We start from the raw sequence: 19,939 nt of genomic DNA, 5'->3' as shown, positions 1-19,939 counted from the left end.
ACCGCATCCGCCCGTAGGCCCGGTGTGCACCAGGTGCGGCGGCGGCTTGCTGAAGGCCAACGAGGTGAGAGTGTACGTGCTCCGGCGCCGGTCGTCGAACGGAAAGTGCTCCTGGGCGCCCGTCGGAGCGAATCCCGCCGGAAGATCACCTGGCCGGGGACCGGATCCGTACGGATGTCCAGCAGGTGCGCCGTCCCTGCCCACTCCGTGAAACCCGTGTGCCCGCCTTCTGCGGGGTCTGGAACGATGGGCGGTATGAGCGCTGCAACCCCTCCGACCGAGCGCCGGGTCTCCGCGCGTATCGGCGCGATCTCCGAGTCCGCCACCCTCGCCGTGGACGCCAAGGCCAAGGCCCTCAAGGCCGCCGGGCGTCCGGTGATCGGCTTCGGCGCCGGTGAGCCCGACTTCCCGACCCCGGACTACATCGTCGAGGCCGCCGTCGAGGCCTGCAAGAACCCGAAGTACCACCGGTACACGCCGGCCGGCGGTCTGCCCGAGCTGAAGGCCGCGATCGCCGCGAAGACGCTGCGCGACTCCGGCTGGGAGCCGGACGTCTCGCAGATCCTGGTCACCAACGGCGGCAAGCAGGCCATCTACGAGGCCTTCGCCGCGATCCTCGACCCGGGCGACGAGGTCATCGTGCCGGCGCCGTACTGGACGACGTACCCGGAGTCGATCCGGCTGGCCGGCGGTGTCCCCGTCGAGGTCGTCGCCGACGAGACCACCGGCTACCGCGTCACGGTCGAGCAGCTGGAGGCCGCCCGCACCGAGAAGACCAAGGTCGTCCTCTTCGTCTCGCCGTCCAACCCGACCGGCGCGGTGTACTCCGAGGCCGAGACCGAGGCGATCGGCCGCTGGGCCGTCGAGCACGGCCTGTGGGTGCTCACCGACGAGATCTACGAGCACCTGGTCTACGGCGACGCGGTCTCCGTCTCCCTGCCGGCGCTCCTGCCCGAGCTGCGCGACAAGTGCGTCGTCGTCAACGGTGTGGCCAAGACGTACGCCATGACCGGCTGGCGGGTGGGCTGGGTCATCGGCCCCAAGGACGTGGTCAAGGCCGCGACGAACCTCCAGTCGCACGCCACGTCCAACGTGTCGAACGTCGCGCAGGTGGCCGCCCTCGCCGCGGTCTCCGGCGGCCTGGAGGCCGTGGCGACGATGCGCGAGGCCTTCGACCGGCGCCGCAGGACCATCGTGCGGATGCTCAACGAGATCGACGGCGTGCTCTGCCCGGAGCCGGAGGGCGCGTTCTACGCCTACCCGTCGGTGAAGGCGCTGCTCGGCAAGGAGATCCGCGGCAGGCGCCCGCAGAACTCCGTCGAGCTGGCCGCGCTCATCCTGGAGGAGGCCGAGGTCGCGGTCGTGCCCGGCGAGGCCTTCGGCACCCCCGGCTACCTGCGGCTGTCCTACGCCCTCGGTGACGAGGACCTGGTGGAGGGCGTGAGCCGGATGCAGAAGCTGCTGGCGGAGGCGCGGGACTGACGTCCGCTTCCGCGACGGGACGGCCGGCTCCGGTTCTCCGGGGCCGGCCGTCCCGTTCGTCTGTGCGAGCAAGCCCACGAACGGGGAAACGGCTTCCGGTTCCCGGGACGGGTGCGGCAGGATCGTCCGATGGAGCGTGTACGTGATGTCTCTCAGCTGCCGAAGGCCCATCTGCACCTGCACTTCACCGGGTCGATGCGGCCCGCGACCCTGCTGGACCTGGCCGACAAGTACGGCGTACGGCTGCCCGACGCGCTGACGGACGCCCTGTTCAGCGGGGAGCCGCCGAGGCTGCGCGCGACGGACGAGCGGGGCTGGTTCCGCTTCCAGCGGCTGTACGACGCGGCGCGTTCCTGCCTGCGTGAGCCCGAGGACATCCAGCGGCTGGTGCGCGAGGCCGCCGAGGAGGACGTCAGGGACGGCTCGGGCTGGCTGGAGATCCAGGTCGACCCGACCTCGTACGCCCCGCGGCTGGGCGGGCTGATCCCGGCGCTGGAGATCATCCTGGACGCGGTGGACGCGGCCTCGCGCGAGACGGGCCTGGGGATGCGGGTCCTGGTGGCGGCCAACCGCATGAAGCACCCCCTGGACGCCCGCACACTGGCCCGGCTGGCCGTGCGCTACCGCGACCGGGGCGTGGTCGGCTTCGGCCTGTCCAACGACGAGCGCCGGGGCATGGCGCGGGACTTCGACCGGGCGTTCGCGATCGCGCGCGAGGGCGGCCTGTTCGCGGCCCCGCACGGCGGCGAGCTGGCGGGCCCGTCCTCCGTCCGCGACTGCCTGGACGACCTGCACGCCCACCGGGTCGGCCACGGAGTGCGGGCGGCCGACGACCCGCGACTGCTGCGGCGCCTCGCCGAGCGGGGCGTGACCTGCGAGGTCTGCCCGGCCTCCAACGTGGCGCTCGGGGTGTACGAGAAGGCGGGTGACGTCCCGCTGCGGACGCTGTACGACGCCGGTGTCCCGATGGCCCTCGGCGCCGACGACCCGCTGCTCTTCGGGTCCCGCCTGGCTGCCCAGTACGACATCGCCCGCCGCCACCACGCCTTCACCGACGCCGAACTGGCCGAACTGGCCCGCCAGTCCATTCGCGGCTCGGCCGCTCCGGAGGACGTCCGGGCCAAGCTGCTGTCGGGGGTGGACGACTGGCTGGCCGCCTGAGGCGGGCTGCGGGCGCGGTGGGCGCGGTGGGCGCAGTGGGGAAGGGCGGCGGGAGACGGGTCAGGACGACGAGTCAGGACGACGAGTCAGGACGACGAGTCGGGACCACGGGTCAGGACTGGGACAGGGCGCCGATCACCATGGGCAGCGATGACTTGTCGAAGAGTGCGCCGCTCATCGACTGGGGGACCGTCTTGCCGTTGACCTTGACGGTGGGCGTGCCGGTCGCCCCGGAGGTGTCGAAGGCACGCTCGGAGGCGGTCACGAAGCCGCGGTAGGTCATCCCCTTGACCGCCGCGTCGAACTTCTGGCCGCGCAGGCCCTTCACGCGGGAGGCCATGTCCAGCAGGAACGCGTCGGTGTAGCCGTCGACGCTCTCCTCGGGCTGGTGGGCGAAGAGGAGGTCGTGGAACTCGGCGAACCTCCCCGCGTCCAGGGCGGCCCGCAGGGCGTTCGCGGCCTTCTTGGAGCCCTGGCCGCCGCGGCCGTCGAGGAAGGAGGCGAGGGTGTACTCCGCCCGGACCTCGCCGGAGCGGACCAGGTCGCGCAGGGCCTCGCCGCCGCCCTCGGTCTCGAACTTCTTGCAGACCGGGCAGCGCATGTCCTCGTAGACGTGGACGACGGTCTTCGCCTGCGGGGACCCGATGCGGACGGTGGTGCCGTCGGGCGCGAGCGACTCGGTGACCGCCGCCGTCCCGGTGGCCGCGGCGGCGGGCTTCCCGTCGCCGCCGTCCCCGCCGGCGCCCTCGGCGTCGTCGGCCCCCTTGTCGCACCCCGTGGCGAGCGCGCCCACCAGTACGGCCGTGACCGCGATCGCGATGCCCCGGCTGCCTCGCAGGCCTCGTACGCCCCGCATGGTTCTTCCCCTCTCCCTGTCGGACGGGAACCGACCCTATGCGATCTCTGTGCGGGTCCCGGCCACCGCAACGGTGGAGCAAGCGGTGGAGCAGGGGGGTGGGAGGGGCCGGCTGAGCCGGTGCGGCTGCCGGGCCCGTGCTGCTAGAGGCTCACGCCCACCGTCACCGGCTCGTTCACCAGCGTGATGCCGAAGGCCTCGCGGACTCCGTCCACCACCTCGCGGGCCAGGGCCAGCAGGTCCTCCGTGGTCGCGCCGCCGCGGTTGGTGAGGGCGAGCGTGTGCTTGCCCGAGATGCGGGCCGGACCGGTGCCGTAGCCCTTGGTGAAGCCGGACTTGTCGATCAGCCAGGCCGCGGAGGTCTTGGTGCGGCCCTCCCCCGCCGGGTAGGCGGGCGGCTCGGCGCCCTCGCCCAGGCGCTCCCGCACCCGCGCGCGGAACGCGTCGAACTCGGCGTCCGTGAGGATCGGGTTGGTGAAGAAGGACCCGGCCGACCAGGTGTCGTGGTCCTCGGGGTCCAGCACCATGCCCTTCCCGGCGCGCAGCTTGAGCACGGTATCGCGGGCGGTGGCCAGCGGTACGCGGTCTCCGGCGGACACGCCCAGGACGCGGGCCGTCTCGGCGTACCTGAGGGGCGCCGACAGCCCGCCCGCGTCCTCCAGTGCGAAGCGGACCCGCAGGACCACGTACCGGCCGGGGTGGTCCTTGAAGCGGCTGTGCCGGTAGGAGAAGGCGCACTCGTCGTTGGTCAGGGTCACCGTCTCACCGGCCGTGCGGTCGTAGGCGACGACCTCGGTGATGGTGGCGGAGACCTCCTGGCCGTACGCCCCGACGTTCTGGATGGGTGTGGCGCCCGCGGAGCCCGGGATGCCGGAGAGGCACTCGATGCCCGCGAGTCCGGCCTCGACGGTGCGGGCGACGGCGTCGCTCCACACCTCGCCGGCGGCCAGCTCCAGCGTCGTGCCGACGAGGTCGAAGCCGCGCGTGGCGATGTGCAGGGCGGTGCCGTCGAAGCCCTTGTCGCCGATCACCAGGTTGGAGCCGCCGCCGATGACCAGCAGCGGTGTGCCGGCGGCGTCGGCCTCGCGGACGGCGTCGATCACCTCCGCGTCGGTGGTCGCGGTGATCAGCCGGGTCGCGGGACCGCCCAGCCGGAAGGTGGTCAGCGGGGCGAGGGGCGCGTCGTGGAGTTCCTGCACGCGCCCAAGACTACGGGGCCCCACCGACAGCGCCGCCCCGCGGCCGCGGGCGTCAGGCCAGTCGTACGACCGCCTGGGACCTGCCGAGGACCTTCTGGCCGCCGCACGTCGCGGTCAGGTCGACCCGCACGGTGCGGTCGTCGAGCTTGGCGCCGACCTTGCCGACGACCTCGATCAGGGCGCCCTTGTCGTCGTTCGGGACGACGACGGGCTTGGTGAAGCGGACGCCGTACGACACGACGGCACCGGGGTCGCCGACCCAGTCGGTGACGACGCGGACCGCTTCGGCCATGGTGAACATGCCGTGCGCGATGACGTCCGGCAGTCCGACCTCCTTGGCGAACTTCTCGTTCCAGTGGATCGGGTTGAAGTCCCCGGAGGCACCCGCGTACTGGACCAGGGTGGTGCGGGTCACGGGGAAGGTGCGGCCCGGCAGTTCGGTGCCGGTCTCGACGTCGTCGTAGGAGATCTTCGCCGTCATCGGTTCCTCACGCCTCCTCGGCCGCACGGGCCACCAGCTTCATCCAGGCGGTCACCACGTGCTCGCCCGCCGCGTCGTGCACCTCGCCGCGGATGTCCAGGATGTCGCTTCCGGCCATGGTCTTGACCGCCTCGATGGTCGAGGTGACGGTCAGGCGGTCGCCGGCGCGCACGGGCCGCGTGTAGGCGAACTTCTGGTCGCCGTGCACCACGCGGGTGTAGTCGAGGCCGAGCCGCGGGTCCTGGACGACCTCGCCGGCGGCCTGGTAGGTGATCACGAACACGAAGGTCGGGGGCGCGATCACGTCGGGGTGGCCGAGCGCCCGGGCGGCCTCCGGGTCCGTGTACGCCGGGTTGGCGTCGCCCACCGCCCGGGCGAACTCACGGATCTTCTCCCGGCCCACCTCGTAGGGGGCGGTGGGCGGATAGGAACGGCCCACGAAGGACGGGTCGAGCGCCATGGGCTCGGTACCTCCTGGTGTCAGCTGCGGTCGTGCGGATGGAACCGGTGAGACAAGGGGAGCCGGCGGAACAGCGGGAGCCGGTGGAACAGGGAGAGCTGGTGGAACAGGGAGAGCTGGTGAAACGAGGCAAGCCGGTGAAACAACGGGAGGCCGCCCCCATGGTGCGGGGGCGGCCTCACGTATGAGCCTGTTTTATCGCGTTTCGCGGTGCGCGGTGTGCGCGTTGCAACGCGGGCAGTGCTTCTTCATCTCAAGACGATCCGGGTTGTTACGCCGGTTCTTCTTGGTGATGTAGTTCCGCTCCTTGCACTCCACGCAGGCCAGCGTGATCTTCGGGCGGACGTCGGTGGCAGCCACGTGAGTGCTCCTAAGACGAACGGATGGACTGATTCAACGCAAGAAAGAGTAGCCGATCGAAGGACCGACCCCGCAATCGGCTACTGTCAGTAGCGGTGACCGGACTTGAACCGGTGACACAGCGATTATGAGCCGCTTGCTCTACCGACTGAGCTACACCGCTTTGATGAGATCAGCCCCCGCCTCGCGACGGGAACCTCTCACACCAGAGCCCCAAAACGGAATCGAACCGTTGACCTTCTCCTTACCATGGAGACGCTCTGCCGACTGAGCTATTGGGGCGAGCGATGAAGACATTACACGGTCCGCCGCCGTTCGCCCAAATCCGTTCCGCGGGCCCCGCCGCCGCGCCGCGCGGCCCCTCGGCGGTGCGGCCACACCGGTACGACTATTGCGCTCCTCCCGCTTCCCGGCGGGCCGTCACCCTAGGCTCGACGCACTCTGCGTGATCTTGCGCGCACCCGTGCCCGCACCGCGCGTCCCCTGTCCCCCGTTCACCTGTCGTACCTGGAGTGCGATGCCCCCCGGTCAGCCACAGCCGCCCCGTTCGTCCTCCTCACCGGGACCCTCCGGACAGCCGGACCCGGACACCCTGCTGCTGTGCGGGGCGCGGCTCACCGACGGCCGGACCGTGGACGTGCGGCTGTCCGGCGGACGCATCGAGGCGGTGGGCACGGCCGGCAGCCTCGGCCCGGCCGCCGGCCCGTCCCACCCCGCCGGGCCCGCCCGTGCAGGTGGGGCGCGGGAAGGTGAAGGCGGCGCGGACGGCCGGCGCGGCGGCGGAACGCGGGACGGCCGGGTACGGGACGAGAGGACAGGGGAGGGCGGGGCGCGGGTCGACCTCAGCGGGTACCTGCTCCTGCCGGCTCCGGCCGAGCCCCACGCCCACGCGGACACGGCCCTGACCGCCGACACCGACGGACCGGTCTCCTACGACCCCGAGGACGTCCAGCGCCGGGCCACCGAGGCGGCGCTGCTCCAGCTCGGGCACGGGGCGACCGCCCTGCGCGCGCACGTGCGCGTGGGCGACGTGCAGGGCCTGGGCGCCCTGACGGCGGTGCTGCGGGCCCGGCGGGCGCTGCGCGGGCTCGCCGAGCTGACGACGGTGGCGGTGCCGCGCGTGCTGACGGGCATGGCCGGCGCGGACGGCCTGGCGGTGCTGCGGGACGCGGTGAAGATGGGCGCGTGCGTCGTCGGCGGCTGTCCGGACGTGGACCCCGATCCCACCGGGTACGTGGAGGCCGTCCTGGAGGTGGCCTCCGAGCACGGCTGCCCCGTCGACCTGCACACCGACGGCACCGACCCGGCCCGCCTCGCCCGGATCGCGGTGATGACGGGCGGGCTGCGCCCCGGGGTGACGCTGAGTCCCTGCGGCGGCCTGGCCCGGCTGCCCGCCGAGGCGGCGGCCCGCACCGCGGACCAGCTGGCCGCGGCGGGCGTGACGGTGGTGTGCCTGCCGCAGGGCGGCTGCGCGGGCGCCGAGGGCCCCGGGACGGCTCCGGTACGGCTGCTGCGGGCGGCCGGGGTGCGGGTGGCCGCGGGCAGCGGTGCCCTGCGGGACGTGTCGAACCCGGTCGGCCGCGGGGACCCGCTGGAGGCGGCCTATCTGCTGGCCTCCCGGTACGGACTGCGCCCCGAGGAGGCCTACGAGATGGTGAGCGCCTCGGCCCGCGCGGTGCTCGGCCTGCCCGAGGTACGGGTGGAGGCCGGTTTCCCGGCGGAACTCCTCGCGGTGCGCGGCGACCGGCTCGCGGGGGCGCTGTCGCTGGCGTACAGCCGCATCGTGGTGCACCGGGGGCGCGTGGTGGCGCGTACCAGCGCGGTACGGGAGTTCTGCGACTCGGCGGCGTCGGTGGAGCTGGGGCTGCCGCGGCAGGGGCGGGGGGAGCTGTCGTGAGGGGCGCGGGTCCTGGGGCCGGGAGGGGCCGGGCCGCGGGCGCGCGTGGGGGCGCCTTCGCGGCCGGGCTGAGGGGTGACGTGCGCGCCGAGACGTAGCCATGCGCGCGCTGGGGCGGGGTTCATGCGCGCGCTGGGGCAGGGTTCACGCGCGCGCTGGGGCGGGGTTCATTTGTGCGCCGGTGGAGGTGTCACGTACGTGCCGGGGCGGAGCCGCGAGCGTGCCGGGACGGAGCCGCGAGCGTGCCGGGACGGAGCCGCGAGCGTGCCGGGACGGAGTCGCGAGCGTGCCGGGACGGAGGCCGCCGACGTGCCGGGACGGAGGCTGCGAGTGTGCCGGGACCGGGGGCATCCGCGCGCCGTGCGGGGCCCGGCGGGGGCCGAAGTCGTGCGGCGGATGCGGCCGTCCGGGCGTACGGTCGGAGACATGCGCATTGTCATCGCTGGTGGTCATGGTCAGATCGCGCTGCGGCTGGAGCGGATTCTCGCCGCGCGCGGGGACGAGGTGGCGGGTATCGTCCGCCGCGCCGAGCAGGCCGGCGACCTGCGGGCGGCCGGCGCCGAACCCGTCGTGCTGGACCTGGAGTCGGCCTCGGCCGAGGAGGTGGCGGAGCGGTTGAGGGGCGCGGACGCCGCGGTGTTCGCGGCGGGCGCGGGTCCGGGCAGCGGCGCGGCCCGCAAGGACACGGTGGACAAGGGTGCGGCGGTGCTGTTCGCCGACGCGGCGGTGCGGGCGGGCGTACGGCGTCATGTGGTCGTGTCCTCGATGGGTGCGGACGCGCGCCACGAGGGTGACGAGGTCTTCGACGTCTACCTGCGTGCCAAGGGCGAGGCCGACGACCACGTCCGCGCCCAGGACGGACTCGACTGGACGATCCTGCGCCCCGGTTCGCTGACGGACGAGCCCGGCACGGGCCAGGTGCGGCTGGAGGCGCACACCGGTCGGGGGTCGGTGTCACGCGACGACGTCGCCACCGTCCTGGCCGAACTGGTCGACACGCCGGCCACGGCCGGGCTGACCCTGGAACTGGTCGGCGGGTCGACACCGGTGTCGGTCGCGGTGAAGTCGGTCGCGGGCAACTGAGCGCCGCTCAGAACAGACTGAGCTGGCCGGGGAACTCGGGGACGGTGTACCCGTCCAAGGACGGTTGTGCCGCCCCGAGTTGCACGGGGCGGCGCGAGCCGGGGCAGGACGTCAGCTCCCCGGTGTCGCGTGCTCCGGGCGGGTCGTGCCGCGCGATGCGCCCGGCGACGACAGCGATCTCACGACGGCACACGGGGCAGGCTCTGCGGCGCGAGGACATGGGCCCAGTGTGCACCGGGGCACCGACAGCGACCGGTCAGCCGAGAGGCGGACGCCCCCTGCGGCGGGCAGGGTGAGTCACGTCACCCGGAAACAGTACGGGAGCGCGCCCCGCGCCACGGGCCCACAACGAAGAGACCCCCTCCCACCTGCCGTAAAGGCTGGTCGGAGGGGGTTTTCCCCAGTGTGGCGGCGCCAGGATTCGAACCTGGGAAGGCTGAGCCGGCAGATTTACAGTCTGCTCCCTTTGGCCGCTCGGGCACACCGCCGGGGTTTGCTGCGGTTCGAACAGCCTTTCGGCGGTGCTCTCCGGCAACGACGTAAACAATACCCGATGCACAGGGGTGCTTCGCCACCCGATTGATCGGCGTCGCGGGGGCGGGAGGTGACTAGGCTGGGGCGGATGCGGACCCGGACCCCACGGCCGGGCCCGGCGGTGTCCCCCACACCCGCCGGCACGCAGCGAAACGCACTCCGACACACCCCGATACAAGGAGCCACAGGACATGGCCGACTCCAGTTTCGACATCGTCTCGAAGGTCGAGCGGCAGGAGGTCGACAACGCCCTCAACCAGGCCGCCAAGGAGATCTCGCAGCGCTACGACTTCAAGGGCGTGGGCGCTTCGATCTCGTGGTCCGGAGAGAAGATCCTCATGGAGGCCGACTCCGAGGAGCGGGTGAAGGCGGTCCTCGACGTCTTCCAGTCCAAGCTGATCAAGCGCGGCATCTCGCTGAAGGCCCTGGACGCGGGCGAGCCGCAGCTGTCCGGCAAGGAGTACAAGCTCTTCGCGTCCATCGAGGAGGGCATCTCCCAGGAGAACGCGAAGAAGGTGGCCAAGCTCATCCGTGACGAGGGCCCCAAGGGCGTCAAGGCCCAGGTCCAGGGCGACGAGCTGCGGGTCAGCTCCAAGAGCCGGGACGACCTGCAGGCCGTGATCGCGCTGCTCAAGGGCCAGGACTTCGACTTCGCACTGCAGTTCGTCAACTACCGGTAGGCCCGGCGGACGAGCCGGCGGAGCAGACGCAAGGGTGGGCACCGGGAGCGGCGCCCACCCTTCGCTCGTGCCGTACGCCTGTTCGCCGTGTCACAGGGAAGACGCCGCGCCCGCTCGTTGCGGTTTGCGCCGGCCGCCCGGGTCCGCAGGCGTGACGCTCGTCGTCTCAGCGCGTCGCGAAGGGCTCGTCCGTGCGGACGATCTCGCGGCCCAGCGGGAGCAGCGAGACCGGGATGAGCTTGAAGTTGGCGACGCCGAACGGGATGCCGATGATCGTGACGCAGAGCATGACCCCCGTCACGATGTGGGCGAGCGCCAGCCACCAGCCGGCCAGGACGAGCCACAGCACGTTGCCGATGCAGGACGGGGCGCCCGCGTCGCGGCGCTCGACCGTGGTGTACCCGAAGGGCCACAGGGCGTAGACGCCGATGCGGAACGCCGCTATGCCGAACGGGATGCCGATCACGGTGATGCACAGGAGCGCGCCGGCGAAGAGATAGCCGAGGAACAGCCAGAAGCCGCTCAGGACCAGCCAGATGACGTTCAGGATTGTCTTCACTGTTGGCGACCTGCCATCTGCTCGAGTCGGGCGATGCGCTCCGCCATGGGCGGGTGTGTCGAGAACATCTTCGACAGTCCCTGGCCCGGACGGAAGGGGTTCGCGATCATCATGTGGCTCGCGGTCTCGATCCGGGGCTCCGGGGGCAGCGGGAGCTGCTGGGTGCCCGCCTCCAGCTTGCGCAGGGCGCCGGCGAGGGCGAGCGGGTCGCCGGTGAGGCGGGCGCCCGACGCGTCGGCCTCGTACTCGCGGGAGCGGCTGATGGCGAGCTGGATGAGGCTGGCCGCGAGCGGGCCGAGGATCATGATCAGGAGCATGCCGAAGATGCCGGGGCCCTCGTCGTCGTCGGAGCGGCCGACCGGGATCAGCCAGGCGAAGTTGACCAGGAACATGATCACGGAGGCGAGGGCTCCGGCGACGGAGGAGATCAGGATGTCGCGGTTGTAGACGTGGCTCAGCTCGTGGCCGATGACGCCGCGCAGTTCACGCTCGTCCAGGATGCGCAGGATGCCTTCCGTGCAGCACACGGCGGCGTTGCGCGGGTTGCGGCCGGTCGCGAAGGCGTTGGGCGCCTCCGTCGGGGAGATGTACAGGCGGGGCATCGGCTGCCGGGCCTGGGTGGAGAGGTCGCGAACCATGCGGTACAGGGCCGGGGCCTCGAACTCGCTGACCGGGCGCGCGCGCATGGCGCGCAGGGCCATCTTGTCGCTGTTCCAGTACGCGTACGCGTTGGTGCCGATGGCGATGAGGACCGCGACGACGAGGCCGGTGCGGCCGAAGAAACTGCCGATGACGATGATGAGTGCGGACAGTCCCCCGAGGAGTACTGCGGTCCTGAGCCCGTTGTGCCGGCGGTGCACGGTACGCCCTCCAAGTGGTGCGGCAGGGGAACCCTTCGCTTGCTCCTGTTCGGTCCACCGGTGTCGTGGTGTCACATCCAGTGGACCCTTCCGTACTGGTCAACGCCAGGCGAAGGCCCTGGGTTCCCTGGCGCGTGCGGACAGGGGCGGGCCGTCCGGGTGACTCAGAAGAGACCGCCGCTCGCGAAGCGCAGCACCAGCTGGGGCGCTCCGGACAGGGCGATGCCGATGAGGCCGGTCAGGGTGATCGCGGCGGTGAGGGGCGCCGGGACGCGGTGGCGCGCGGTCGCGCCTTCGGGGGCGCGGAACAGCAGGGCCGCCCACTGGAGGTAGTAGTACAGGGCGATGACGACGTTGACGGCCATGACGACGGCGAGCCAGCCGAGTCCGGCGTCGACGGCCGCGGCGAAGACCGTGACCTTCGCGAAGAGGCCGATGATCCCCGGCGGCAGCCCGGCGAGGCACAGCAGGAAGAAGGCCAGGAGCAGGGCGGTCACCGGGTTGGTGGCGTACAGGCCGCGGTAGTCGGTGAGGCGGTTGCGGGTCCGGGTGCGGCCCACGAGCGCGGCCACGGCGAACGCGCCGAGGTTCACGGCGGCGTACATGAGGGCGTAGGCGACGGTGGACCCGATCGCCTTCTGCGCGTCCTTGGCGTGACCGGCCGCGGCGATCGGCACCAGGAGGTAGCCCGCCTGCCCGACGGAGGACCAGGCGAGCAGCCGTACCGCGCTGTACGCGCGCGTGGCCTGCTGGCGCAGGGCGCCGACGTTGCCGACGGTCATGGTGAGCGCGGCCAGCACGGCGAGGGCCGGGCCCCAGACGTCGGCGTAGGAGGGGAACGCGACGACGGCGGTGAGGATCAGGCCGGTGAAGCCGACGGCCTTGCCGACGACGGACAGGTAGGCGGCGATCGGCAGCGGGGCGCCCACGTAGGTGTCGGGGACCCAGAAGTGGAAGGGGGCGGCGGCCAGCTTGAAGGCGAAGCCGATCAGGGTGAGGACGACGCCGGTCTGGGCGAGGATGTGGAACTGCGCGTCGACGTGCGGGAGGCGGTCGGCCACCTGGGTGAGGTAGAGGGTGCCGGTGGTGGCGTAGACGAAACTGACGCCGAGGAGGCTGACGGCGGTGGCGGTGACCGACGACAGGAAGAACTTCAGGGCCGCGTCGGAGGACTTCCGGTCGCCGTGCCTGAGGCCGACGAGCGCGAAGGCGGGCAGGGAGGCGACCTCCAGGGCGACGATCAGGGTGGCCAGGTCGCGGGAGGCGGGCAGGAGGGCGGCTCCGGCGGCGGAGGACAGCAGCAGGAACCAGTACTCCCCTTCGGGGAGGCCTCCGCGCGCGTCCTTGAGCGCGGTGACGGACAGCAGTGCCGCGAGCAGCGCTCCGCCCAGGACGAGGAACTGGATGACGAGCGCGAAGTGGTCGGCGGTGTAGCTGCAGACGCCGGCGCCTCCCGGCCGGCAGAAGGTGCTGCGGTCGCCGTCCAGGAGGGGCAGCAGGAGCAGCGCGGAGGCAGCGAGGCCCGTGACCGACACCCAGCCGAGGACGGGTTTGCGCGCGGCGGGCACGAAGAGGTCGGCGACGAGCACGACGAGGGCGGTCACCGCGGTGAGGGTGGGGGGCGCGATGGCGAGCCAGTCGACGGACTGGACGGCGGAGGCGGCCAGCGGCTGGGCCAGGGCGCTCATCGGGTGCCTCCTGCGAGGAGCTGCTGCACGGCCGGGTCGGTGAGGCCCAGGAGGGCTTTCGGCCAGAGCCCGGCGAGGACGGTGAGGGCGACGAGCGGCGTCCAGGCCGCGAACTCGAACCCGTGTACGTCGGCGAGCTTCGGGGTCTCCTGTGGCAGGGCCCCCATGCACACGCGGCGGACCACGACGAGCATGTACGCGGCCGTCAGCAGGGTGCCGAACGCGCCGATCGCCATGAAGGTGAGGAAGGCGGGGCGGCTCAGTCCGGCGGCGGGGTCGAAGGAGCCGAGCAGGGCGAGCATCTCGCCCCAGAACCCGGCCAGGCCCGGCAGGCCGAGCGAGGCGACCGCGCCGAAGGCGATCAGTCCGCCCAGGCGCGGCGCCCTGCCGTAGAGGGCGGCTCCGGTGCTCTCGGCGAGGTTGTCGAGGTCGGTGGTGCCGGTGCGGTCCTTGATGCCGCCGACCAGGAAGAACAGCAGGCCGGTGATGAGGCCGTGGGCGATGTTGGCGAAGAGTGCGCCGTTCACGCCGGTCGGGGTCATCGTGGCGATACCGAGCAGGACGAAGCCCATGTGGCCGACGGAGGAGTAGGCGATGAGACGTTTCAGGTCGCCCTTCGCGCCCTGCTTGGCCAGGGCCAGGCAGGCCAGGGAGCCGTAGACGATCCCGGCGACGGCGAAAGCGGCCAGGTAGGGCGCGAAGGTGTGGAAGCCGTGCGGTGCGACCGGCAGCAGGATCCGGACGAACCCGTACGTACCCATCTTCAGCAGGACGCCCGCCAGCAGGACCGAGCCCACGGTCGGGGCGGCGGTGTGGGCGTCCGGGAGCCAGCTGTGCAGCGGCCACATCGGGGTCTTGACCGCGAGCCCGATCCCGATCGCCAATACGGCGATGACCTGCACGGATGCGGTCAGTGACCGGCCGTTGTCAGTGGCGAGTGCCACCATGTCGAACGTGCCCGCCTTGATCCCGATCAGGAGCAGGCCGAGCAGCATGACGACCGAGCCGAGGAGGGTGTAGAGGATGAACCGCCAGGCGGCGGCCCGGCGGCCCTCGCCGCCCCAGCGGGCGATGAGGAAGTACATCGGGACGAGCACCGTCTCGAAGGCGAGGAAGAAGAGCACGAGGTCGAGGACGGCGAAGGTCGCGAGCGTGCCGGACTCGAGCAGGAGCAGCAGCGCGACGAAGGCCTTGGGGGCCGGGCCCACGGGCGGCTTGAAGTAGCTGTGGAGCGCGCAGAGGAAGGTCAGCAGCGCGGTCAGGACCAGCAGGGGGAGGGAGATGCCGTCGATGCCGAGGTGGATGCGCACGTGGAGTGCGGGGATCCAGCTGATGTCGGTCGTGGCCTGCATCTTCGACGGGTGGGCGTGGTCGAAGCCGAGCGCGAGGACGATCGCGGCGGCCAGGACGACGCCGGTGACGGTCACGCCGTGCCGGAGCACGGCCTGCTCGGGTGACTTCCCCTTCAGTCCGGTGACCAGGAGGGGCGCCGCGAAGCGGCTCCTTGAGGGGTGGCGGCCGGGTGACGGGCGGGAGGGCAGGAGGGCGGCGAGCGCTCCCAGGAGCGGGCCGACGACGACGAACGCCAGAAGAAACTGCATCACGGACTCGCTGATACCGATCACGCCTGCTCACGCTCCCGTGGCGACGAGGACGACGGCGACCGCCAGGACGACGGTGCCGGCGAGCAGCGCGCTCACATAGGTCTGCACATTGCCGGTCTGGGCGCGCCGTACGACGGCCCCGAGCAGCCGGGGTGCGGCCCCGGCACCGCGTACGTAGGTCTCGACGACCTCGCGGTCGAGGAACCGGACGAGGCTCGCCCCGGCCGTCACCGGGCGGACGAACAGGGTCCGGTACACGGCGTCCAGGTGGAAGCCGGTGGCCGCGTGGCGGTGCAGCGGGCCGAGGAGCAGCCGGGCGGGGTCGGCCGGGTCGGCGGCGTAGGCGATGTCGCCGTACGCGGGCCGGTGGGTGGCGATGGCCTCCGCCTCGACGAGCCCGGCGTCGGCCTCGGGGTGCGCCGCGACGGCACCGAGCGGGGTGCGGGCGACGAGGACGGTGGTGTGCCGCCACGCGCCGTATACGACGACGACTCCGGCCAGGGCCAGGCCGGTGCCGAGGACGGAGGTGGTCAGGGTCGGGGCCAGGGAGGCGCCGCCGAACCAGTCGGGCAGCACGCGGAAGGCGAGGCCGCCGAAGGCGAGGGAGGGCACGGCGAGCACCCAGAGCACGGCGTTCATGGCCACGGGCTGCCTGCCGTGGCCGGGGGCCCCGGCGCCGCGGCCGCGGAAGGCCAGCAGCCACAGCCGCATGGCGTACGCGCCGGTCAGCAGGGCGGTGAGGAGGCCGGCGACGAGGACGATCCAGCCGGCCGCGCCGGGCGCGTGGTCGGTGTGGCCGGTGGCGACGTGCTCGGCGGCGGCGAGGACGGACTCCTTGGAGAAGAAGCCGCTGAAGGGCGGGATCGCGGCGAGCGCGAGGAGCGCCACGGTCATCGTCCAGAAGGCGTCCGGGACGCGGTCGCGCAGGTCGCCCATGCGGGACATGGCGGCCAGCGAGTTGGTGCCGGCGGCGTGGATGACCGCACCGGCGGCGAGGAACAGCAGCGCCTTGAAGGCGCCGTGGGACAGGAGGTGGAAGACGGCGGCACCGGGGGCGCCGACGGCGAGGGCGCCGGTCATGTAGCCGAGCTGGCCGATCGTCGAGTAGGCGAGGACGCGTTTGATGTCGTCCTGGGCGAGCGCGGCGAGCGCCGAACCGGCCATGGTGACGGCGGCCATGACGGCGAGGACGGTCATCGCGGCCGTGGAGGCCTGGAAGACGGGGAGGAGACGGGCGACGAAGTAGACACCGGCGGCGACCATCGTCGCTGCGTGGATCAGCGCGGAGACGGGTGTCGGGCCGGCCATCGCGTCGGGGAGCCAGGTGTGCAGCGGGAACTGCGCCGACTTGCCCGCCACGCCCGCCAGGAGCAGCAGGGCGATCAGGGTCGGGTGGTGCAGGCCGCCGCTGGTGACGGCGTCGAGGATGCGGGTGATCCGGAAGGAGCCGGTGTCACCGGCGAGCGCGAACAGTCCGATGAGGAAGGGGACGTCACCCAGCTTCGTCACCAGGAAGGCCTTGAGGGAGGCGGCGCGTGCCTCGGGCGTCTCCCAGTAGTGGCCGACCAGGAAGTAGGAGCAGATGCCCATGACCTCCCAGCCGACCAGCAGCACGATCAGGTCGCCGGAGTAGACGACGAGCAGCATCGCGGAGGTGAACAGCGAGACGAGCGCGGCGTAGGACGGGTAGCGCGGGTCGTCGCGCAGGTAGCCCGTGGAGTAGATCTGCACGCAGGTGGCGACGGTGGCGACCAGGACGGCGACGAGCGCGGCGTAGCCGTCGATGTGCAGGGCGAGTTCGACGGGGACCGAGCCGGTGGGCGTCAGTTCCGTGGCGGCGTCGACGGCCCGGCCGCCGCCCTGGCGGGCCGCGACCAGCACCGCGAGGACGAGGGAGGCGAGGGTCGGCAGGACCGCGAGCGGGCGGACGAAGCCGGGGGCGGTGCGCCCGAGCAGCAGTCCGGCCGCGGCGGCCAGGAACGGGAGGAGGGGGACGAGGACGGCGAGGGTGGTCGTGGTCACGCGGTGGCCTCGGTCTTCCCGGCGGCCGGCGCGGTCGCGGCGTCGCCGTCGGTGCCGTCGCCTGTGCCGTCGCCGTCGGTGCCGTCGTTTGTGCTGTCGTCGGGGCCCTCGGCGGAGTCGCGGAGCCGGTCGATGTCCGAGCTGCCGCGGTTGCGGTACACGGCGAGGACGATCGCCAGGCCGATGCCGATCTCGGCGGCGGCGATGGCGATGGTGAACAGGGTGAGCGCCTGCCCGGAGTGGAGGGTCTCGGCGGCGGCCTTGCTGAGCCAGACGTCGAAGGCGACCAGGTTGAGGTTGACGGCGTTGAGCATCAGCTCGACCGACATCAGGACCAGGATCGCGTTGCGGCGGGCGAGGACGCCGTAGAGGCCGGTGCAGAAGAGGAGGGCGGAGAGTACGGCCGGGTAGACGAGGTGCATCAGCGGGTGCCCTCCTTCGCGGCCCGTTCGTCCCGCGCCCGAGGGGGCAGGGAGGCGGTCGCGTGCGCCTTCGCCCTGCGGGAGAGGACGATCGCGCCGACCAGGGCGGCCAGGAGCAGCACGGAGAGGGCCTCGAAGGGCAGGACCCAGTTCTGGAAGAGGCTCTGGCCGGTGGCCTTCGTCGTGCCGGCGGCGGCGCCGTCCAGGTCGATCCAGGTGGTGCGGAAGGCGTCGACGACCACCCAGACCAGGGCGGCCGCGGCGGCGACGGCCACGGCGAGGGCCGCCGGGCGGTTGCCGGAGTCGGCGTCCGGGGAGCGGCCGATGGGGGCCTTGGTGAGCATCAGCCCGAACAGCAGGAGGACCACGACGGAACCGACGTAGATGAGGACCTGCACCCAGGCGATGAACTCGGCGGTGAGCAGGAGGTACTCGACGGCGAGGCCGCCGAGGGTCACCACCAGCCACAGGGCGGCGTGCACGAGTTGCCGGGTGGTGACGGTGACGAGTGCGGCGCCGAAGGTGGCGAGGCCGACGAGGAGGAAGGCGATCTCGACCCCGGTCGGGGAGAGGAAGCCCTGGGGAGCGGTGGCGGGGGTCACGACTCTCCTTCCCGCGGCTCGGCGGACGGCTGGACGGGGGGCTCGGCGGGCGGCTGCTCGGCGGGCCGGGCATCAGACGGCCGGACATCGGAGGGCCGGACATCGGAGGGCCGGACATCGGAGGGCTGGACATCGGAGGGCTGGGTGGGCGGCTCGGCCGACTCGGCCCGCGCGGCCTCCTGCGGGGCTGCCTCCTGCCGGGCTGCCTCCTGCTGGGCGGCCTCGGCCTCCTGCTGGGCGGCCAGCTTGTCGGCGCTCTTGCGGGCGGCGGCGACCTCCTTCGGCTCCTCCGCGCCGGGGTCGAGGGCGGGCGGGGCCGGGACGGTCCACATCCACTCGCGGAGCTTGTCGCGTTCGTGGGTGAGGTCGCGGATGTCGGTCTCGGCGTACTCGAACTCCGGGGACCAGAACAACGCGTCGAAAGGACAGACCTCGATGCAGATGCCGCAGTACATGCACAGGGAGAAGTCGATGGCGAAGCGGTCGAGGACGTTGCGGCTGCGTTCGCGGCCGCCCGGGGTCGCAGCCGGCACCGTCTCCTTGTGGGAGTCGATGTAGATGCACCAGTCCGGGCACTCGCGGGCGCAGAGCATGCAGACGGTGCAGTTCTCCTCGAACAGGCCGATCACACCGCGGGTGCGGGGCGGGAGGTCGGGCTGGGCGTCCGGGTACTGCTCGGTGACGGTCTTCCTCGTCATCGTGCGCAGGGTGACGGCCAGGCCCTTGGCGAGGCCGGAGCCAGGGACGGGAGCCATCAGGAGATCACCACCTTGACGATGCCGGTGAGGGCGATCTGGGCGAGGGAGAGGGGGACGAGGAGCGTCCAGGAGAGTTTCTGGAGCTGGTCCTCGCGCAGCCGGGGGTAGGTGACGCGCAGCCAGATGACGACGAAGGCGAGGACGGCCGCCTTCAGCAGGGTCCACACCCAGCCGAGGCCGTCGGCGCCCCAGGGGCCGTGCCAGCCGCCCAGGAAGAGGACGGTGGTCAGGCCACACAGGACGACGATCCCGGCGTACTCGGCGAGCAGGAACAGGGCGAACCGCAGCCCCGTGTACTCGGTGTACGCGCCGAAGATGATCTCCGAGTCGGCGACGGGCATGTCGAACGGCGGGCGTTGCAGTTCGGCGAGTCCGGCCACGAAGAAGACGACCGCGCCGACGATCTGCCAGGGCAGCCACCACCAGTGGAAGGCGTCGAGGATGCCCGGCAGGGAGACCGTGCCGGCCGCCATCGCGACGGAGGCGGCGGCGAGCAGCATCGGAAGTTCGTAGGCGAGGAGCTGGGCGGCGGTGCGCAGGCCGCCGAGGAGGGAGAACTTGTTGGCGGAGGCCCACCCGGCCATGAGCGAGCCGAGCACGCCGACACCCATCACGGCCAGGGCGAAGAAGACGCCCGCGTCCAGGACCTGGCCGACCGCACCCTCGCCGGGGCCGATCGGGATGGCGAGCAGCACCAGGAGGTACGGGAGGAGGGCGACGGCGGGGGCGAGCTGGAAGATGCGGCGGTCCGCGCCCGCCGGGACGACGTCCTCCTTCTGCGCGAACTTCACGCCGTCCGCGACGAGCTGGGCCCAGCCGTGGAAGCCGCCCGCGTACATAGGGCCGAGCCGGCCCTGCATGTGGGCCATCACCTTGTGCTCGGTCTGGCCGACGATCAGCGGGAGGACGAGGAAGACCACGAAGACGATCAGGAGTCGCAGGGCGACGTCGAGCACGCCGTTCACCGCGGGTCTCCTTCCGGGTCGTCGTGGGCGGGCGGGTCGGTGGGATCTCTGCGCTCGATGGACTCTGTCGGCTCTGTCGGCTCTGGGGGTTTGGTTTCCGCAGCTTCCGCAGCTTCCGCGGGCTCCGCAGCTTCCGTGGGCTCCGCAGCTTCCGTGGGCTCCGCGGGTTCTGTGGGCTCCGCCGGGGCGGTGGGCTCCGCCGGGGCGGTGGGCTCCGCCGGGGCGGTGGGCTCCGCCGGGGCGGTGGGCTCCGCCGGGGCGGTGGG

Annotated in this window: 20 protein-coding genes and 3 tRNA genes; 5 read left to right on the top strand and 18 right to left on the bottom strand. The window is 72.4% G+C overall.

Going from position 1 to position 19,939, the window contains the following annotated elements:
• Window positions 1–255 precede the first annotated feature (255 nt).
• Both AB0G56_RS22310 and AB0G56_RS22305 read left to right on the top strand, forming a co-directional pair.
• Window positions 256–1,482, top strand: coding sequence for a pyridoxal phosphate-dependent aminotransferase (locus tag AB0G56_RS22310; RefSeq protein ID WP_360971955.1), 1,227 nt, complete (start codon window positions 256–258; stop codon window positions 1,480–1,482).
• Window positions 1,483–1,611: 129 nt separating this feature from the next.
• A complete protein-coding gene (locus tag AB0G56_RS22305) occupies window positions 1,612–2,643 on the top strand; it encodes an adenosine deaminase (protein WP_360971953.1) in 1,032 nt (343 codons plus the stop codon).
• Between the two features lie 112 nt (window positions 2,644–2,755).
• Here AB0G56_RS22305 and AB0G56_RS22300 read toward each other — a convergent pair whose 3' ends face one another.
• The 7 genes from AB0G56_RS22300 to AB0G56_RS22270 form a co-directional block, all read right to left on the bottom strand.
• Window positions 2,756–3,499 carry a thioredoxin domain-containing protein gene (locus AB0G56_RS22300; protein ID WP_360971951.1) on the bottom strand — a complete coding sequence of 248 codons (744 nt, stop codon included), beginning with the start codon at window positions 3,497–3,499 and terminating at the stop codon, window positions 2,756–2,758.
• Window positions 3,500–3,642: 143 nt separating this feature from the next.
• Window positions 3,643–4,698, bottom strand: coding sequence for a UDP-N-acetylmuramate dehydrogenase (locus AB0G56_RS22295; RefSeq protein ID WP_360971949.1), 1,056 nt, complete (start codon window positions 4,696–4,698; stop codon window positions 3,643–3,645).
• Window positions 4,699–4,750: 52 nt separating this feature from the next.
• Window positions 4,751–5,179, bottom strand: coding sequence for a MaoC family dehydratase (locus AB0G56_RS22290; RefSeq protein ID WP_360971947.1), 429 nt, complete (start codon window positions 5,177–5,179; stop codon window positions 4,751–4,753).
• A 7-nt stretch (window positions 5,180–5,186) separates the two neighbouring features.
• Window positions 5,187–5,639 (bottom strand): MaoC family dehydratase N-terminal domain-containing protein, encoded by a 453-nt coding sequence (locus tag AB0G56_RS22285; RefSeq protein WP_360971945.1) that lies wholly within the window; start codon window positions 5,637–5,639, stop codon window positions 5,187–5,189.
• A 195-nt stretch (window positions 5,640–5,834) separates the two neighbouring features.
• Entirely contained in the window at window positions 5,835–5,999 is a 165-nt protein-coding gene (rpmG, locus tag AB0G56_RS22280) for a 50S ribosomal protein L33 (RefSeq protein ID WP_003948671.1), read from the bottom strand.
• Between the two features lie 90 nt (window positions 6,000–6,089).
• Window positions 6,090–6,162 (bottom strand) — tRNA-Met (locus tag AB0G56_RS22275).
• 46 nt (window positions 6,163–6,208) lie between these two features.
• A tRNA-Thr gene (locus AB0G56_RS22270) sits at window positions 6,209–6,281 on the bottom strand.
• 235 nt (window positions 6,282–6,516) lie between these two features.
• On the opposite strand from AB0G56_RS22270, the gene AB0G56_RS22265 reads away from it, so the two are divergent.
• On the top strand, window positions 6,517–7,896 hold the full coding sequence (locus tag AB0G56_RS22265; protein WP_360971943.1) for an amidohydrolase family protein: 1,380 nt from the start codon (window positions 6,517–6,519) through the stop codon (window positions 7,894–7,896).
• Between the two features lie 426 nt (window positions 7,897–8,322).
• Window positions 8,323–8,979, top strand: a complete 657-nt coding sequence (locus tag AB0G56_RS22260; protein WP_360971941.1) for an SDR family oxidoreductase — start codon at window positions 8,323–8,325, stop codon at window positions 8,977–8,979.
• A gap of 7 nt (window positions 8,980–8,986) precedes the next feature.
• Here AB0G56_RS22260 and AB0G56_RS22255 read toward each other — a convergent pair whose 3' ends face one another.
• Together AB0G56_RS22255 and AB0G56_RS22250 are read right to left on the bottom strand one after the other, a co-directional pair.
• Window positions 8,987–9,199 (bottom strand): hypothetical protein, encoded by a 213-nt coding sequence (locus AB0G56_RS22255; RefSeq protein ID WP_360971939.1) that lies wholly within the window; start codon window positions 9,197–9,199, stop codon window positions 8,987–8,989.
• Window positions 9,200–9,385: 186 nt separating this feature from the next.
• Window positions 9,386–9,467, bottom strand: a tRNA-Tyr gene (locus tag AB0G56_RS22250).
• 237 nt (window positions 9,468–9,704) lie between these two features.
• On the opposite strand from AB0G56_RS22250, the gene AB0G56_RS22245 reads away from it, so the two are divergent.
• Window positions 9,705–10,193, top strand: coding sequence for a YajQ family cyclic di-GMP-binding protein (locus AB0G56_RS22245; RefSeq protein ID WP_360971937.1), 489 nt, complete (start codon window positions 9,705–9,707; stop codon window positions 10,191–10,193).
• A 166-nt stretch (window positions 10,194–10,359) separates the two neighbouring features.
• Here the strand turns inward: AB0G56_RS22245 and AB0G56_RS22240 are convergent, their stop codons facing one another.
• The 9 genes from AB0G56_RS22240 to AB0G56_RS22200 all read right to left on the bottom strand — a co-directional run bounded on the left by AB0G56_RS22240 (window position 10,360) and on the right by AB0G56_RS22200 (window position 19,673).
• Complete coding sequence (locus AB0G56_RS22240) at window positions 10,360–10,752, bottom strand: YccF domain-containing protein (RefSeq protein WP_360971935.1); 393 nt, start codon at window positions 10,750–10,752, stop codon at window positions 10,360–10,362.
• Window positions 10,749–11,612: a zinc metalloprotease HtpX gene (gene htpX / locus AB0G56_RS22235; RefSeq protein WP_360971933.1), complete on the bottom strand. Its 864-nt coding sequence runs from the start codon at window positions 11,610–11,612 to the stop codon at window positions 10,749–10,751. Before htpX ends, AB0G56_RS22240 begins: the two co-directional genes overlap by 4 nt.
• A gap of 164 nt (window positions 11,613–11,776) precedes the next feature.
• Entirely contained in the window at window positions 11,777–13,300 is a 1,524-nt protein-coding gene (locus AB0G56_RS22230) for an NADH-quinone oxidoreductase subunit N (protein WP_360971931.1), read from the bottom strand.
• Window positions 13,297–14,925 carry an NADH-quinone oxidoreductase subunit M gene (locus AB0G56_RS22225; RefSeq protein ID WP_360971929.1) on the bottom strand — a complete coding sequence of 543 codons (1,629 nt, stop codon included), beginning with the start codon at window positions 14,923–14,925 and terminating at the stop codon, window positions 13,297–13,299. The genes AB0G56_RS22230 and AB0G56_RS22225 overlap by 4 nt, the downstream gene beginning before the upstream one ends.
• A 6-nt stretch (window positions 14,926–14,931) precedes the next feature.
• Window positions 14,932–16,926, bottom strand: coding sequence for an NADH-quinone oxidoreductase subunit L (locus AB0G56_RS22220; protein ID WP_360971927.1), 1,995 nt, complete (start codon window positions 16,924–16,926; stop codon window positions 14,932–14,934).
• On the bottom strand, window positions 16,923–17,348 hold the full coding sequence (nuoK, locus tag AB0G56_RS22215) for an NADH-quinone oxidoreductase subunit NuoK (RefSeq protein ID WP_360971925.1): 426 nt from the start codon (window positions 17,346–17,348) through the stop codon (window positions 16,923–16,925). The genes AB0G56_RS22220 and nuoK overlap by 4 nt, the downstream gene beginning before the upstream one ends.
• Complete coding sequence (locus AB0G56_RS22210; RefSeq protein ID WP_360971923.1) at window positions 17,348–17,950, bottom strand: NADH-quinone oxidoreductase subunit J; 603 nt, start codon at window positions 17,948–17,950, stop codon at window positions 17,348–17,350. The genes nuoK and AB0G56_RS22210 overlap by 1 nt, the downstream gene beginning before the upstream one ends.
• Entirely contained in the window at window positions 17,947–18,705 is a 759-nt protein-coding gene (locus tag AB0G56_RS22205) for an NADH-quinone oxidoreductase subunit I (RefSeq protein ID WP_360971921.1), read from the bottom strand. Before AB0G56_RS22205 ends, AB0G56_RS22210 begins: the two co-directional genes overlap by 4 nt.
• Window positions 18,705–19,673 (bottom strand): complex I subunit 1 family protein, encoded by a 969-nt coding sequence (locus AB0G56_RS22200; protein WP_360971919.1) that lies wholly within the window; start codon window positions 19,671–19,673, stop codon window positions 18,705–18,707. The genes AB0G56_RS22205 and AB0G56_RS22200 overlap by 1 nt, the downstream gene beginning before the upstream one ends.
• Between the last annotated feature and the right edge of the window lie 266 nt (window positions 19,674–19,939).

Origin of the sequence: Streptomyces sp. NPDC021356 (genome assembly GCF_040641015.1) — a bacterium.
In the GTDB taxonomy this organism is placed as follows: domain Bacteria; phylum Actinomycetota; class Actinomycetes; order Streptomycetales; family Streptomycetaceae; genus Streptomyces.
The sequence above is the reverse complement of the archived record's forward strand: the minus strand, read 5'-3'. Positions and strand labels throughout refer to the sequence as shown.